The organism is Actinomadura sp. GTD37, assembly GCF_041951365.1.
GTDB lineage: Bacteria > Actinomycetota > Actinomycetes > Streptosporangiales > Streptosporangiaceae > Spirillospora.
On record NZ_JBGNUS010000010.1, the window covers coordinates 1 to 14710 of the forward strand.

General features: G+C 74.4%; 13 protein-coding genes. 4 read left to right on the top strand and 9 right to left on the bottom strand.

All coding sequences use genetic code 11. From position 1 onward, the window contains the following. The 4 genes from ACA511_RS34870 to ACA511_RS34885 form a co-directional block, all read right to left on the bottom strand. Nucleotides 1–295, bottom strand: a 295-nt coding sequence (locus tag ACA511_RS34870; protein WP_375028972.1) for an FGGY family carbohydrate kinase, incomplete at its 3' end; no start/stop codon positions are given. 34 nt (nt 296–329) lie between these two features. Beyond that, nucleotides 330–1166, bottom strand: a complete 837-nt coding sequence (locus ACA511_RS34875; protein ID WP_375028973.1) for an MIP/aquaporin family protein — start codon at nt 1164–1166, stop codon at nt 330–332. A gap of 184 nt (nt 1167–1350) precedes the next feature. After that, nucleotides 1351–3045, bottom strand: coding sequence for a thiamine pyrophosphate-binding protein (locus ACA511_RS34880; protein ID WP_375028974.1), 1695 nt, complete (start codon nt 3043–3045; stop codon nt 1351–1353). Next, nucleotides 3042–3815 carry a cyclase family protein gene (locus ACA511_RS34885; RefSeq protein ID WP_375028975.1) on the bottom strand — a complete coding sequence of 258 codons (774 nt, stop codon included), beginning with the start codon at nt 3813–3815 and terminating at the stop codon, nt 3042–3044. The genes ACA511_RS34880 and ACA511_RS34885 overlap by 4 nt, the downstream gene beginning before the upstream one ends. A gap of 218 nt (nt 3816–4033) precedes the next feature. Here ACA511_RS34885 and ACA511_RS34890 point away from each other — a divergent pair, with 218 nt between their 5' ends. Then, nucleotides 4034–5161: a serine hydrolase domain-containing protein gene (locus ACA511_RS34890; RefSeq protein WP_375028976.1), complete on the top strand. Its 1128-nt coding sequence runs from the start codon at nt 4034–4036 to the stop codon at nt 5159–5161. 117 nt (nt 5162–5278) lie between these two features. After that, the gene (locus tag ACA511_RS34895; RefSeq protein WP_375028977.1) at nt 5279–6127 is read left to right on the top strand and encodes a siderophore-interacting protein; all 849 of its coding nucleotides are present in this window, start codon (nt 5279–5281) and stop codon (nt 6125–6127) included. On the opposite strand, the gene ACA511_RS34900 is transcribed toward ACA511_RS34895, so the two are convergent. Together ACA511_RS34900 and ACA511_RS34905 are read right to left on the bottom strand one after the other, a co-directional pair. Then, nucleotides 6124–7482, bottom strand: a complete 1359-nt coding sequence (locus tag ACA511_RS34900) for an ABC1 kinase family protein (RefSeq protein ID WP_375028978.1) — start codon at nt 7480–7482, stop codon at nt 6124–6126. The genes ACA511_RS34895 and ACA511_RS34900 overlap by 4 nt on opposite strands. 91 nt (nt 7483–7573) lie before the next feature. After that, nucleotides 7574–8212: a QsdR family transcriptional regulator gene (locus ACA511_RS34905; RefSeq protein ID WP_375028979.1), complete on the bottom strand. Its 639-nt coding sequence runs from the start codon at nt 8210–8212 to the stop codon at nt 7574–7576. Nucleotides 8213–8305: 93 nt separating this feature from the next. On the opposite strand from ACA511_RS34905, the gene ACA511_RS34910 reads away from it, so the two are divergent. Continuing rightward, the gene (locus ACA511_RS34910) at nt 8306–9139 is read left to right on the top strand and encodes a cyanophycinase (protein WP_375028980.1); all 834 of its coding nucleotides are present in this window, start codon (nt 8306–8308) and stop codon (nt 9137–9139) included. 2 nt (nt 9140–9141) lie between these two features. Further along, the gene (cphA, locus tag ACA511_RS34915; protein WP_375028981.1) at nt 9142–11781 is read left to right on the top strand and encodes a cyanophycin synthetase; all 2640 of its coding nucleotides are present in this window, start codon (nt 9142–9144) and stop codon (nt 11779–11781) included. On the opposite strand, the gene ACA511_RS34920 is transcribed toward cphA, so the two are convergent. From ACA511_RS34920 to ACA511_RS34930, 3 genes are all read right to left on the bottom strand, one after another. Further along, nucleotides 11778–12623 carry a phosphatase PAP2 family protein gene (locus tag ACA511_RS34920; RefSeq protein ID WP_375028982.1) on the bottom strand — a complete coding sequence of 282 codons (846 nt, stop codon included), beginning with the start codon at nt 12621–12623 and terminating at the stop codon, nt 11778–11780. The two genes, cphA and ACA511_RS34920, sit on opposite strands and share 4 nt — an antisense overlap. Nucleotides 12624–12685: 62 nt before the next feature. Next, complete coding sequence (locus tag ACA511_RS34925; RefSeq protein WP_375028983.1) at nt 12686–13375, bottom strand: MMPL family transporter; 690 nt, start codon at nt 13373–13375, stop codon at nt 12686–12688. A gap of 129 nt (nt 13376–13504) precedes the next feature. Further along, nucleotides 13505–14662 (bottom strand): 4-hydroxybenzoate 3-monooxygenase, encoded by a 1158-nt coding sequence (locus ACA511_RS34930; RefSeq protein ID WP_375028984.1) that lies wholly within the window; start codon nt 14660–14662, stop codon nt 13505–13507. Nucleotides 14663–14710: the final 48 nt, after the last annotated feature.

Genomic DNA, 14710 nt, shown 5'->3' on the forward strand with positions numbered 1-14710 from the left:
CGTTGTAGTACGGGCGGCCGGTCCGCCGGTTCCACACCACGGTCGTCTCACGCTGGTTGGTGACACCCAACGCGGCCAGATCCGAATGCCCCAGGTTCGCCTTGTTCAGCGTGCTCTGCACCACCGCGCGCGTCCGCTCCCAGATCTCGGTCGGGTTGTGCTCCACCCACCCCGCCCGCGGCAGGATCTGCTCGTGCTCCAACTGGTGACGGGCGATCTCGTTCCCGCCGTGATCGAAGACCATGAAACGGGTACTGGTCGTGCCCTGGTCGAGGGCTCCGACGAAGTCGGCCATGACTCTCCCTTTCTGCCGGCGGGGACGGGCCCCGTCAGGAAACGTCGTACTCCGGACTCGGCTCGGGGCCCTCCTCCTCGTCCGGGATGTTCCGCCCGATGAGCAGAATGTAGAGGCCCGCGCCGAGCACGCCGCCGATCAGGGGGGCGACGATGGGCACCCAGAAATAGAAGTCCCCGTACTGGTCCCGCCACGCCGTCCCGTATCCGGTGAGGTACTGGGCGAGCCGCGGGCCGAGGTCGCGGGCCGGGTTGATCGCGTACCCGGCGGCGGAGCCGAACGCCATCCCGATCGCCACCACCACGAGGCCGATGATGAGCGGCCCCATGTTGGCCAGCGGCGGCGCGTTGCGCAGGTCGGTGAGGGCGAGGACCAGGAAGAGCAGGATCGCGGTGCCGATGATCTGGTCGCGGAACGCGCCCCAGGTGTGGATCGGCAGCGACCCGTTGCCGGGCATGGTGGAGAAGACGAACTGCGTCTTGGTCGTCAGCCCCGGGTCGAACTTGTTCAGGATCTCGGTGTAGTTCCACCGGACGATCAGCGCCGCGACGAAGGCGCCGAGCGTCTGCGCGAAGCAGAACGGCAGCACCTTGCGCCAGGGGAACCCCTTGTACACGGCGAGCGCGACGGTCACGGCCGGGTTGATGTGCCCGCCGCTGATCCGCGCGGAGACGTAGACGCCCAGCGTCACCGCGATGCCCCACGCCCAGGCGATGGCGTCGTGGCCGCCGAGGCTCTGCGCCTCGCCGAGGCCGCTGCCCGCCACGACCTGGGCGACCACGCCGCAGCCGAACAGGATCAAGATCATGGTGCCGGCGAACTCCGCCGCCATCTCGCGGGCGAGTTCGGGGACCCGCGGCGGTCGCGTCATCGCTCCTCCTCCAGGACGTGTGACGTGAGGCACAACCGCCGCGAACGTAGATACGTCCAACAAGACCGGTCAACGGGTCCTTGCCGACATTGTCGGCATCACAGGCGCCCGGCGCCGTCCAGCCACGTGATCACAACGGCGGGATGGTTCCCACCGGAGGGCGGGCTACACGGCCGGACTCGGGTCAGTGGCCGCGGAACGCCTCCGCCAGCCACCAGGCGGGCCGGCCGCGGGTGACCTTGGCGTCCACGACCATCGGCCGGTCGCGCGGGCCCGCCAGCCAGTCGGCCACCGCGGCCAGGTCGTCCGGGCGCCGGACGGTCGCCGCCGCGCAGCCGAAGCCGCGGCCGATCGCGGCCAGGTCCGCCGGCGGGAACGTCACCGTGTCCAGCGGATGCCCGCCGGGCCCGAAATGGTGCACCTCCGCGCCGTACGCCTCGTCGTCGTAGACGACCACGAGCAGGCCCAGCCCGAGCCGGACGGCGGTCTCCAGCTCCGCGACCGACATCAGCGCGCCGCCGTCGCCGAGGGCGGCGACGGTGAGCCGGTCGGGGCGCGCCACCGCGGCGCCGATCGCGGTCGCGAGGCCGAGTCCGACCGCCTGGAACGCCTGGGTGAACACGAGGCCGTCGCCGTCCGGGACGTCCAGGAACATCGCGGGGTAGCCCATGAAGTTGCCCGAGTCGACGGCGACCGTGCGCTCGCGGGGCAGCATCGCGTCGAGGGCGATCGTCAGCGTACGCGGGTCGACGCGGGGACCGTCGGCGTCGTCCTTGCCGGGCGGGTGCTCCTCGTACGGGACGTCCTGCCAGCGGCCCTCGCGGGCGAGCCGCTCCGCCACCTCGGGCGTCCGGTACCCGGTGGCCGCGTGCCCGCGCGCCGCCAGTTCGGCGAGCACGGCCCGCGCGGTCTCGGCGGCGTCGCCGATCAGGCCGAGGTCGACCTGGCAGTGCGCGCCGAGGGCGCGGGCGTCCGCGTCGACCTGCACGACCGTCGCGTCCGGGCCGATGAGGGCGCCGTGCCGCGTCGTCCACATCGTCAGCGAGCAGCCCCAGCCCACGACCAGGTCGGCATGGCGGATCAGCTCCGCGGCGGCCGGGGTGGCGAACCCGCCGCTGACGTCCAGGGCGAACGGGTCGCCGGTGAACAGGCCGCGCGCGACGGCGGACGTCGCGGGCAGCGCGCCGCAGCGTCCGGCCAGCTCGCCGAGCGGCTCGCGCGCGCCGGACAGCCGGGCGCCGCGCCCGGCGATGAACACCGGCCGCCGGGCCGCCTGCAGGACGTCGGCGAACCGGGCGACCGCCGCCGGCGGCGGCACCGGCAGCGGCGGGATCCGGACCGGCAGCGGCCGGCGGCCGGCGGGGGCGGACCGGCGCTCGCCCGCGTCCGGGAGGGCGGCGCCCTGCACGTCCAGCGGCAGGCCGAGCAGCACCGTGCGGCGCTCGGCGACCGCCGTCCGGCAGGCGCGCGCCACGTCGTCGAGCGCGGTCTGCGGCGAGTGGACCCGCTCGGGGACGGCCCCGACCGCCGCGGCGACCGCCGCCTGGTCGATCCGGAAGTTGGAGCGGACCGCGGCGGCGGCCACCTCGCCCGCGACGACCAGCAGCGGAGTGCGGCTCTTGGCGGCCTCCGCCATGCCGGTGACCGCGTTGGTGAGGCCGGGCCCCTGGTGGACGCTGACGACGCCGAGGCCGCCGCCCACCCGCGCGTACGCGTCCGCCATCGTCACGGCGCCGCCCTCGTGCCGCGCGGCGACGTACCGGGCGCCGTTCGCGACGAGCGCGTTCGTCACGTGGAAGTTGCCGCTGCCGACCACCCCGAAGACGGTGCGGGCGCCGAGCCGCGCGAGAGCCTCCCCCACGGCCTCCGCGACGTTCATCGCTCGATCAGCGCGAGCACGCGGGCCGGGCTGCCCGAGCCGCCGACGATCGGCAGCGGCGAGGCGAGCAGCACGGCGCCGCGCGGGGGCAGCCGGTCGAGGTTCCGCAGCTGGGTGAGGCCGTACTTGCCCGCGCCGAGGAAGTAGGAGTGGCAGGGGAACGGCGGGTCGAACCCGTGGGCGCCGCCCGCGTCGGTGCCGACGGTCTCCACGCCGAGGCCGAGGACGGGGGTCTCCTCGGCGAGCCACCGGGCGCACTCGGCGGAGATGCCCGGCGTGTGCGGGCCGTTCCCGTCGGCGTTGAGGAAGGCTTCCTGGTCGCCGGAGTGCGCGTCCCAGCCCGTCCGGTAGAGCAGCCAGCCGCCGTCCGGGAGCGGGCCGTGCGCCTTCTCCCAGTCCCGGACGTGGTCGATCTCCAGCAGGAAGTCGGGGTCGTCCGCGACCCGCCCGGACACGTCCAGCACCACCGCGGGGGCGACGAGGCGGCCGGGCGGGACCTGCGAGACGTCCTCGCCGCCGCGGCCGGTGGCCCAGTGGACGGGCGCGTCGAAGTGGGTGCCGACGTGCTCGCCGGTCTCTATGTCGTTCCAGTACCACGCGGGACCGCGGTCGTCGTACCGGCTGATCTCCTTCAGCCGGAACGGGACGGTGTTGGCGAACGGCTCCGGCAGCTGGAGGATCGGCGTGCGCTCCGACAGCGGGGCGGTCAGGTCGACGATCTCGACCGAGCCGTCGGCGACGGCGGTGAGCAACTGGGCGAGCACGGACATCGTTCCTCCGGGCACGGGCGGCTGAGGGGGTCGCGCGGGGTCCCCCGAACGTATCGCAGATGGCCCTGTTCGGAGGGCCGCCCGGCCCGGGCCGCCGGACCGTTCGCCGATCCGCACGCCCGGCCGCGGATTTTCGTCGCCGACCGCATGGACGCGCGGCGCCGGCTCGATCACCATCGGGGGCGGAACCCCGGCCGCCCCGCCCCCACGGAGGTCCGATGCGCCGCAGACGCTGGACGCTCACCCTCGCACTCGCCACCGCCGCCGCCCTCGCCGCTCCCCCGGCGCTCGCCGCTCCCCGGGCGGCCCCGCCGCCCGCACCGCCCGCGCCGCCCGCCGCCGTCACCGGGTACGCGGCCGGATTCGACCCGCTGCTCCCCTCGTCCGACCCGGTCGAGCTGCGCGAGGCGCCCCGGGCGCTGTCGGTCGCCTACACCTACGAGGGGCGGGAGCACACGCTCGACGACTACCTCGCCCGGACGGGGACGCAGGGATTCGTCGTCCTCGACGGGCACGACATCGTCTTCGAGCGCTACGTCACGACCAACCGCGACACGCTCTTCCAATCGTGGTCGATGGCGAAGTCGTTCACCTCGGCGGCGGTCGGCGTCGCCCTCGGCGAGGGGTTCATCGACTCGATCGACGACCCCGTCACCGAGTACGTCCCCGAGCTCAAGGGCTCCGGATACGACGGCGTGTCCCTGCGGAACCTGCTGCGGATGTCGTCGGGCATCGAGTGGACGGAGACCTACGACGTCCCGTTCGTGCACGTCGCCGCCAGCCTCGGATACCCGCTGACCGAACTCGCCAAGCAGCGGAAGCGCGGCTGGGAGCCCGGGACGAGGTTCGAGTACACGAGCATGAACTCGTTCGTGCTCTCCTGGGTCGTGGCCAAGGCGACCGGGACGCCGTACCACTCCTACGTGCAGGAGAAGATCTGGGGCCCGGCGGGCATGGCGTCCACGGCCTACCTCGGCAACGACTCCAACGGCAACAGCATGGGGTACTGCTGCTACTACGCCACCGACCGCGACTTCGCGCGGTTCGGCCTCCTCTACCTGAACGGCGGGAAGGCGAACGGGCGCCAGGTCGTCCCCGCCTCGTGGGTGGCGGAGTCCACGCGCCCGTCCGCCCCCTTCAACCGCGGCTACGGCCTTCAGTGGTGGCTCGGCGACGACGGCGGCTTCTCCGCCAACGGGCTCGGCGGCCAGCTCATCTGGGTGTCGCCCCGCCACGACGTGGTCATCGTCAAGTCGACCCTCGCCACCCTCGTCGCCGGGGAGGAGACCGACGCCGCGTTCGAGGCGCTCGCGGCCGAGGTCGCCCGGACCCGCGGCGCGGGCTGACCGGGACGCCGCCGGAGCGCCGATCCGCCCCCGCCGGGCGGCGCGTCCGGAACAAAGCGGACCTCCGCGCAGGTTAGGTTTACCTAAGTACTGTGATCCGGATCATCGGAGGACCGCATGGCGACGGAACCGGCACGCAAGGGACGCGCGATCCACCGGGGGACGGTGCTGCGCACCGAGCGCCTCACACCGCACATGATCCGGGTGGTCCTCGGCGGTGCGGGGCTCTCGGAGTTCGGCGCGGGCGAATTCACCGACCACTACGTGAAGCTGCTGTTCCCGCGGCCGGGCGCCGCCTACCCCGAGCCGTTCGACATGGAGCGGGTGCGCGCCGAGCTGCCGCGCGAGCAGTGGCCGAGCACCCGCACCTACACCGTCCGCGCGTGGGACGCCGCGGCGCGCGAGCTGACGATCGACTTCGTCCACCACGGCGACAAGGGGCTCGCGGGCCCGTGGGCGGCGAACGCGCGGCCGGGCGACGAGATCCTGTTCAACGGGCCCGGCGGCGCCTACGCGCCCCGTCCCGACGCCGGCTGGCATCTGCTCGCCGGCGACGAGAGCGCCCTTCCCGCGATCGCGGCCGCCCTCGAACGCGTCCCCGGCGGCGCCGCGGCCCGCGTCTTCGTGGAGGTCGCCGGCCCCGAGGAGGAGCAGCGCCTCCCGGCGCCGGCCGGCGCCGAGATCGTCTGGCTGCACCGCGGCGCCGGGCAGGTCGGCGACCTGCTGGTCGAGGCCGTCCAGAAGCTGGACTTCCCGGACGGCGAGGTGCGCGCCTTCGTCCACGGGGAGGCGGGCTTCGTCAAGACGCTGCGCCGGCACCTCCGCGTCGAGCGCGGCATCCCGCTGGACCGGCTGTCGATCTCCGGCTACTGGCGGCGCGGCCGCGACGAGGACGGCTGGCAGTCGAGCAAGCGCGACTGGAACCGCCAGGTCGAGCAGGAGGAGGCCGCCGCGCTGCGGGGCTAGGCGGTGGCCTCGGTCTGGTCGTCCAGGGGCGGATCGTCGTCCTCGGCGAAGCCCGGCAGCCAGCGCTCGGCCTCGGCGCGGAAGGCGCCCTCGGCCTCCAGCTGGCAGAGGACGCCGCCGCAGCCGGACAGGGCGCGGCTGACGGCGAGGTACTGCGGCGGGAGGCGGAAGGCGCGGGCCAGGGCGCCGGGCCGCATGTCGGAGGCGAGGCCGAGGCCGCGGGCGGTCTGCTCGCGGAGCCATTCGCGGGAGTAGCGGAAGCGCTCCACCGCGAAGGGGGCGGCGTGCGGGGCGACGAGGGCGGCGATCTCCTCGGGGTCGACCTCGGCCTCGGGGACGAGGAAGCCCTCGTCGCAGAGGGCGTCGACGATCTCGTCGGGGTCGCCGAGGGTGCCGATGCGCAGCAGGCGGCCGATCGACCACTGGAGCTCGGCCGGGACGCGGGCGGCGCCGCCGAAGTCGAGGACGCCGAGGCGGCCGTCGTCCAGGAGGCGGAAGTTGCCCGGGTGCGGATCGATGTGGATCATCTCGCAGCGGGCCGGGCCGGAGAGCAGGAAGCGGAACAGCAGGAGCCCCGCGCGGTCGCGGGCGTCCTGGTCGCCCGCGGCGATGACCTTGGCGAGCGGGGTGCCGTCCAGCCACTCGGTGACCAGCACGTTGCCCGCCTGCGCGACGACGGCGGGGACGGCGAAGTCGGGGTCGTCCGCGTAGGCGTCGTGGAAGGCGGTCTGCGCGCGGGCCTCGTCGACGTAGTCGAGCTCCTTCTCCAGGCGGCGCTTGAGGTCGGCGATGACCGGCTTGACCTCGACGCCCGGGAACAGCGGGGTGAAGAGCCTGCTGAGCCGGGAGATCTGGTTGAAGTCGCTCATCAGCGCCCGCGCGGCGCCGGGGTACTGGACCTTGACCGCGACCGTGCGGCCGTCGTGCCAGACCGCCTTGTGGACCTGCCCGATGGACGCGGCGGCGGCCGGGCGGTCGTCGAACTCGGCGAAGTGGTCGCGCCAGTCCTCGCCGAGGCCCTCGGCGAGCACCTTGTGCGTGGTGGCGGCGGGCATCGGGGGCGCCGACTCCTGGAGCCGGGTCAGGCTGGCGCGGAACGGGCCGGCGATCTCCTCCGGCAGCCCGGCCTCGAAGATCGACAGCAGCTGGCCGACCTTCATGGCGCCGCCCTTCAGCTCGCCGAGCACGGCGAACAGCTGCTCGGCGGTGCGGCGCTGGACCTCCAGCGCGACGGCCTCGGCGGGGCGGCCGAGGGTCCGCTTGCCGAACCCGAGGGCGGTGCGCCCGGCGAACCCCAGCGGGAGGGTCGCCAGCTTGGCGGTGCGCGTCACCGCGCGGCGGGGGATGTCACTCACGGCCCGGCCGTCCCTCTTTCGACGATGCGTCCAATGGCTAAGCCTCTCATGGCGGGCGAATGCCACAAAGCAGTCATTCCTCGTCAAAGATTCAGCGTTCGGCCGGGCCGGAAGATTCCCGGCCGTTCGTCCCGGCGCCGGGCGCGCACGGGCGCAGCAGCAGCTCGACGACCACCAGGGCCTGGTCGATCTCGGGCCGGTTCCCGCCCAGGTAGTGGGCGTACATGAACGAGTCGGCGACCCGGACGATCGCCTGCGCGAGCGTCCGGGTCGGCAGCGGGACGCTCAGCGCGCCGCGGTCGATCTCCGCCTGCAGCTCACGGGTCAGCAGCTCGGTCGCGCGGTCCTCGATGGTGCCGGGCATGGTGGCCAGCCGGATGAACAGCCGCGGCTCGCGCTCGGTGAACGCCTTCAGCGGCGCCGCCTCCACGACCGCGCGCATGAAGCGCTCCAGGACGGCGAGGATCCGCGGCGCGCCGGTCCCGCCGACGCCGCGCACCGCGATGCGGTACGTCCGCTCGGTCATCTCCGCGAGGACCGTCCCGAGAAGCTGCTCGCGGCTGCCGACCCACCGGTACAGCGTGGCGCGGCCGACGCCCAGCTCGGCGGCCAGCGCCGACATGTCGATCGGCTCGCCCCGCAGGTAGTGGGCGGACGCGGCGGCGAGCGCGGCGGACGGCCCGGCCGGGGACCGGGCGGGGACGTCCGGGGGAACGGGGCTGCCGCTCATCCGCACAGCATGGCACAGCACCCGGGCCGGGTCCGGCCGCGGCTCCTCGCGATCGCGCGACTACCCGCTGTCATCAGGGGTAGTTGGCTGGATGTGAAGGACAAAAACGCGGGCGCCGGACGCAAGGGCCGGCTGCTGATCATCGGTGGGGCGGAGAACCGGACCTGCGGGTCGGGCCCGCTCGAGACGTTCGTCGAGCTGGCCGGCGCCGAGGACGCGCGGATCGTGGTCGTGACGACGGCGACGGAGGTGCCCGAGGAGGTCGCGGAGGAGTACACCGGGGTGTTCGGGCGGCTCGGCGTGCCGTCGGTGCGGGAGCTGCGGCTGCTCGGCCGGGCCGCGGCCGACGACGCGGCGACGCTGCGCGCGCTGGACGCGGCGACGGGCGTCCTGTTCAGCGGCGGCGACCAGTCGCGGATCCGGACCCTGGTCGGATCGAGGACCAACGAGCTGCTGAAACGCCGGCTGGACCAGGAGGGCCTGGTCATCGCCGGGACGAGCGCGGGAGCGACCGCCATGGGCCACTGGATGATCTTGGGCGGGCACGGCCACGAGGTCGCCGCCTCCAGCGTGAAGGTCGGGCCGGGCCTCGCCCTGCTCGACAACGTCCTGATCGACATGCACTTCAACGAGCGCGGGCGGCTGCCGCGATTGATGAGCGGCATCGCGCTGGACACCCGGCTGCTGGGCGTCGGGATAGACGAGGACACGGCGATCGTCGTGGGCGACGGCCAGTTCGAGGTCGTCGGGACGGGGGTGGTGACCGTCGTGGACGCCGGGCAGTCCACCATCGCCTACGCCGCCTCGGACGACGAGCCGATGGCGATGTTCGACGTGTCGCTGCACCTGCTGCCGGCCGGCTGCACCTTCCAGATGCACGACAAGCTGCCCGCGATCGGCAACATGCGCGGCCCGGAGGAGGAGTAGCGGTGCGGCTCGATCATGTGCGCCGCCTGAGCGGCCCGAACGTCTACCTGTCCCGTCCCGTCGCGATCGCGCGCCTCGACCTGCAGGGCCTGACCGGTCACGAGACGACCGACCATCCCGGCTTCGCCGAACGCCTGGTGGAGGCTCTGCCGGGCCTCGCCGGGCACCACTGCTCGGCGGGCCGCCCCGGCGGGCTGCTGGACGCGATGGCGCGCGGCACCTATTTCGGCCATGTCACCGAGCACGTCACGCTGGAGCTGTCCGGGCTGATCGGCCGGGAGGTGTTCTTCGGGCGCACCGTCCGCGCGGGCGGGCCCGCCGACTACGACGTGATCCTGGAGTGCCCCCGGGACGAGCCGCCCGGCGGCACGGTGGTGGAGCGGCTGATCACGCTGGCCCTGCGGACGGTGACCGGCGCACTCGCCGGGCAGGTGCCCGACGTGTCCGGCGACCTCGCCGAGGTCGCCGCCCAGCACGAGTGCGAGCGGCTCGGGGTGAGCACGGCGGCGCTCGCGCGGGCCGCGCGGGCGCGGGGCGTGCCCGTCCGCCGCGTGGACGACCTCAACCTGCTGCGGCTCGGCTACGGGCGGTACCGGCGGACGGTGTGGGCGGCGATGACCGACACCACCTCCGCGATCGGGATGGAGGTCGCGGGCGACAAGCGGCTCGCGCACCGGGTGCTCGCGGACGCTGGCCTCCCCGTCCCGGAGGGGCGGGTCGCGGCGTCGCCGGCGGCGGCCCTGGAGGCGCTGCGCGAGATCGGCGGGCCCGTCGTCGTCAAGCCGCTCGCGGGGCACCAGGGCGAGAACGTCCACATCGAGCTGACCGACCCGCCGGAGGTGGTGGCCGCGTTCGCGGCGGCGGCCGGCGACGAGGGCGAGGTCCTCGTCGAGTCCTACATCCCCGGCAACGACTACCGGGTCCTCGTGGTCGGCGGCCGGGTCGTGGCGGCGGCGGAGCTGACCGCCGCGTGCGTGACCGGCGACGGGACGGCCGCCGTCGCGGAACTGGTGGAGCGGGTCAACGCCGACCCGGCGCGCGGCGAGGGCCACGACCGGCCGCTGACCCGGCTGGTGCTCGGCCCGACGGAGCTGGCGCTGATGGCGCGGCAGGGCCACGCCCCCGACTCTGCGCCCGGCGACGGGGAGCGGGTGTGGCTGCGCCGCAACGCGAACCTGTCCACGGGCGGCACCAGCCGGGACGTGACCGGCGACGTGCACGCCGAGGTCGCCGCCATGTGCGTGCGGGCCGCCGCCGCCGTCGGCATGGACGTGTGCGGCATCGACCTGCGGCTGCCCGACATCGCCTCGCCGCCGCCCGCCGAGCGCGGCGCCGCCGGGATCCTGGAGGTCAACGCCGCGCCGGGCCTGCGGATGCACCTGGCGCCGCACGAGGGGACGGGACGGGACGTCGCCGGCGACGTCATCGACCTGATGTACCCGCCGGGGACGCCGTCGCGGATCCCGGTCGTGTCGGTGACGGGCACCAACGGCAAGACGACGACCGTCCGCATGATCGCGCACACGCTGGAGCTGGACGGCCGTCGCACCGGCATGACCAGCACCGAGGGCGTGCACGTGGGCGGGCGGCTCGTGCACGTGTCGGACGCGTCCGGCCCCCGCTCGGCGGAGATGGTGCTGGGCGACCGGTCCGTGGAGGCGGCCGTCCTGGAGACCGCGCGGGGCGGCATCGTCCGGCGCGGCCTCGGCTACGACCGGGCCGACGTCGCGATCGTCACCAACGTCACCCGCGACCACCTCGGCGTGGACGACACCGAGACCGTGGACGACCTCCTCGACATCAAGGCGCTGGTCGCCGAGGAGATCCGGCGCGGCGGGCACGTCGTCCTGAACGCCGAGGACGAGGCGTCGGCGAGCCTGGCCGCGCGTCCGGCCGTCCTGCGGCGCGAGCCGGTGCTGCGCTTCTTCGCGCTGTCGCCGGACGCGCCCGTCCTCGTGCGGCACCTGCGCGGCGGCGGCCTCGGCTACTGCGTGGCGGACGGCTGGCTGACCGAGGCGCGCGGCGACCGCCGGACCCCGATCCTGCCGGCCGCGGAGGTGGCGGGCGCGTTCGGCGGGCACGCCGCGCACGTCCTCGCGAACGCGCTGGCCGCGTCCGCCGCCGCCCGCGCCCTCGGCGTCCCCCTCGACGTGCTGGCGCGCGCGCTGCGCTCGTTCGACCCGCACACCCGCAATCCGGGCCGGGGCTGCGTGTACCAGGTCGGCGACAACCCGGTCCTGGTCGACTACGCGCACAACCCGGCGGCCGTCGCGGCGATGGGCGCGTTCGTCGAGCGGCGCTGGGGCTCCCGCGGCGTCGCCGCGGTCACGCTGCCGGGCGACCGGTCCGACGAGCTGGTCGGCGAGACGGCGCGGGCCCTCGCCGGGACGTTCGGCCGCGTCGTCGTCTACGAGGACGAGGACCTGCGCGGCCGCCGCTCCGGCGAGATGACCCGGCTGATCGTCCAGGGGCTGCGGGACGGCCGCCCGGAGGTGAGCCACCACCCGGCGGGCGACCTGAAGGGGGCGCTGGCGTCGGCGCTGGACCTCGCCGAGCCCGGCGAGCCCGTCCTGCTGCTGTACGAGAAGCTGCAGCCGGTGACCGAGCTGCTGGAGACGCTCGGCGCGGAGCCGGCCGGCTAGCCGGGCGCGGCGGGCGGCGCCCCGCCGCCGGACGCGGCGGCCGTGACGGACGCGGCGGGTGCGGCGGGCGGGCGGAGGAGCAGGGCGCTGACCGCCAGCATGGCGAGCACCACGATGCCGTCCAGCCAGTAGTGGTTGGCGGTGCCGACCACGACCGCGATCGTCACCGCCGGGTGCAGGAGCCAGAGCCAGCGCCACCGCGTCCGGGCCGTGACGATGAGGCCGAGCGCGATGACCGCCGCCCAGCCGATGTGCAGGGACGGCATGGCCGCGTACTGGTTGGCGACCGTGTCGGTCTGCGGCGGCCCGTACACCGCCGGGCCGAACCGCGCCGCGGTGTCGATGAGCCCGGTCGCGGGCAGCATCCGCGGCGGCGCCAGCGGGACGAGCAGGTGCAGGACGAGCGCGACGGCGGTCAGCGCGACCATGACCCGGCGGACCCACCGGTAGTGGACGGGCCGCCGCAGGTAGATCCAGAGCAGGAAGAGGATCGCCGCCGGGAAGTGCACGTACGCGTAGTAGCAGTTGGCCGCGCTCACCAGGAACTGGCTGTGCATCAGCCCCTGCTGGACGCCGGTCTCGGCGGGCAGGTCGAGGAGGCGCTCCAGCCGCCACACGCGGTGGGCGTTGTCGAACGCCTCCGCGACCCGCCCGCTCGCCAGCAGCCGGCCGAGCTTGTAGACGGTGAACAGCGCGATGATCAGCAGCAGCTCGCGGACGGCCCGGGGCCGGCCGCCCGGCCGGCCCGCGCCGTCCGCGTCCCGCCGCCCGGGGCGGCGGGGGAGCCGGCGCGGCCGTGCCGGTGCGCCGCCCGCCTGGGACGGTCGGTCGAGAAGGCTCACATCGCTGTCCTTCGGTTCGGGGCCGGGCGGGTCCGGTCCATGCGGGGGGCGGTCCGGGCGGGTCAGGTCCGGGCTGGAGCCGGCTCCCGCTCGCCGGCTCTCCCTTCGGCGTCGTCGAGCAGATGCCGAAGCCTCTCACCTTCCACGTCCACGTTGGGCACGGCACGCGCCAGCCACGTCGGCAGCCACCACGCGGCGCGGCCGGACAGCGCCATGACGGCGGGGACGATCGTCATGCGGACCACGAAGGCGTCGAAGGCGACCCCGGCGGCGAGCGCGAACCCCATCATCTTGATCATCGGCTCGGCGGCGGCGATGAACCCGGCGAACACCGCGATCATGATGACGGCGGCGGCGGCGACCACCCGCGCGCCGTGCCGGAACCCGGTGACGACGGCCTCGGTGGGGGACGCGCCGTGCACGTGCTCCTCGCGCATCCGGGTCACCAGGAAGACCTGGTAGTCCATGGCGAGCCCGAACACCACGCCGATCAGGAAGATCGGCATCATGCTCATGATCGGGCCGGTCTCCGCGACGCCGAGCAGCCCGGCGAGCCAGCCCCACTGGAAGACGGCGACGACCGCGCCGAACGTGGCCGCGACGGTGAGCAGGAACCCGAGCGTCGCCTTCAGCGGCACGAGCAGCGACCGGAACACCAGCAGGAGCAGGCAGCGCGACGAGCCGGCGCCTGCGGTAGGAGAACCGGCCCAGCCGGTACAGGAGCGTGGCCAAGGACTCCCCCAGTCGGTCATCGCGCAACGCGGACATCTCACCCGTGACCCGTCCACGCTAAACCGAACTTGCCCAAGCGGCAAAATTTCAGGCACTGCCAATTCGCGTGATGTGCATCTCACTGGCGCCGTCCGGGGGCCGGGGAGCCCCTAGAGGATGGGAAGGCCCGCGTAGTTCTCCGCCAGGGACGTCTTGGCCGCCTCCGACGAGGCCACATAGTCCAGGTGGGAGCGCTGGAGCCGCCGCTCGAAGTCGCTCGCGGCCGGGTCGACGTGCAGCAGCGCCGTCATCCAGTACGAGAAGTGCTCGGCGCGCCACACCCGCTTCAGGCACGCGTCGGAGTAGCCGTCCAGCAGCGTCTCCGACCCCGAGGCGTACCGCTCGGTGAGCGCCCGCGCCAGGACGATCACGTCCGACACCGCCAGGTTGAGCCCCTTCGCCCCGGTCGGCGGGACGATGTGCCCCGCGTCCCCCGCGAGGAACAGCCGGTCGTGCCGCAGCGGCTCGGCCACGAAGCTGCGCATCGGCGTGATCGACCTGTCGGTGATCGGGCCCTCGCGCAGCTTCCAGCCGTCGTCGGTGGCGAACCGCGCCGCCAGCTCGTCCCAGATCCGGGCGTCGGACCAGGCGGCGATGTCCTCGTCCGGCGGCACCTGGAGGTACAGCCGGCTGACCTGCGGCGACCGCAGGCTGTGCAGCGCGAAGCCGCGGTCGTGGTTGGCGTAGACCAGCTCCTCGGTGGACGGCGGGACGTCGGCGAGGATGCCGAGCCAGGCGAACGGGTACTCGCGCGAGAACGTCCGCAGGCCCGGCACCGCCGGGCGGCTGACGCCGTGGAACCCGTCGCAGCCCGCGATGTAGTCGCAGTCGAGGGTGCGCGTCTCGCCGCCGCTGCGGAAGGTCACGCTCGGCGCGGCGGCGTCCAGGCCCACGACCTCGGCCTCGAAGCGGACGTCGCCGCCGTCCGCGAGCCGCTTCGCGACGAGGTCCTTGACGATCTCGGTCTGCGCGTAGACGGTGACCGTCCGGCCGGTCAGCTCGGTCAGCGGGACGCGGTGCCCCGCGCCGCCGAACCGCAGCTCCAGCCCGTGGTGGACGAGGCCCTCCCGGTCGAGGCGCGCGCCCGCGCCGCTCTCGCGCAGCGCGTCGGTCGTGCCCTGCTCCAGCATCCCGGCCCGCTGCCGGTGCTCCACGTAGTCGCGGTCCCGGCGCTCCAGCACCACCGAGTCGATCCCCCGCAGGTGCAGCAGATGTGACAGCAGCAGTCCGGCGGGGCCGCCGCCGATGATCGCGACCTGGGTGCGCATCGAGCCTCCTCGTCATCGGTCACCAGCGATGCTGGCGTGCGTCGTCGC

Bases quoted from the DNA above. Each gene is read 5' to 3' on its own strand.
- ACA511_RS34895 (WP_375028977.1), top strand. From the start codon at position 5,279: ATGGCGACGGAACCGGCACGCAAGGGACGCGCGATCCACCGGGGGACG.
- ACA511_RS34925 (WP_375028983.1), bottom strand. From the start codon at position 13,375: ATGACCGACTGGGGGAGTCCTTGGCCACGCTCCTGTACCGGCTGGGCC.
- ACA511_RS34880 (WP_375028974.1), bottom strand. From the start codon at position 3,045: ATGAACGTCGCGGAGGCCGTGGGGGAGGCTCTCGCGCGGCTCGGCGCC.
- ACA511_RS34905 (WP_375028979.1), bottom strand. From the start codon at position 8,212: ATGAGCGGCAGCCCCGTTCCCCCGGACGTCCCCGCCCGGTCCCCGGCC.
- ACA511_RS34930 (WP_375028984.1), bottom strand. From the start codon at position 14,662: ATGCGCACCCAGGTCGCGATCATCGGCGGCGGCCCCGCCGGACTGCTG.
- ACA511_RS34875 (WP_375028973.1), bottom strand. From the start codon at position 1,166: ATGACGCGACCGCCGCGGGTCCCCGAACTCGCCCGCGAGATGGCGGCG.
- ACA511_RS34885 (WP_375028975.1), bottom strand. From the start codon at position 3,815: ATGTCCGTGCTCGCCCAGTTGCTCACCGCCGTCGCCGACGGCTCGGTC.
- ACA511_RS34890 (WP_375028976.1), top strand. From the start codon at position 4,034: ATGCGCCGCAGACGCTGGACGCTCACCCTCGCACTCGCCACCGCCGCC.